General features: G+C 69.2%; 1 pseudogene. It reads left to right on the top strand.

Going from position 1 to position 286, the window contains the following annotated elements:
* Positions 1-286: pseudogene (locus tag FLQ44_RS02080) on the top strand (Tex-like N-terminal domain-containing protein); the annotation flags it as partial.

Below are 286 nucleotides of genomic sequence, written 5' to 3'. Positions count from 1 at the left end.
ATCGAAGCCGCCGGCACCAAGGCGCGGCTGGAAGACCTCTACCTGCCCTACAAGCCCAAGCGTCGCACCAAGGCGCAGATCGCCCGCGAGGCCGGTCTCGAGCCCTTGGCGCTGGGCCTGCTCGAAGACCCGTCCGAGGCGCCTGAAGTGCGTGCCGCGGCCTACGTCGATGCCGACAAGGGCGTGGCCGACGTCAAGGCCGCGCTGGACGGCGCACGCGCCATCCTGATTGAGCGCATCAGCGAAGACGCAACGCTGGTCGGCGAGCTTCGCGACTGGCTGTGGA

Source organism: Vogesella mureinivorans (genome assembly GCF_007644035.1).
GTDB lineage: Bacteria > Pseudomonadota > Gammaproteobacteria > Burkholderiales > Chromobacteriaceae > Vogesella > Vogesella mureinivorans.
The sequence above is the reverse complement of the archived record's forward strand: the minus strand, read 5'-3'. Positions and strand labels throughout refer to the sequence as shown.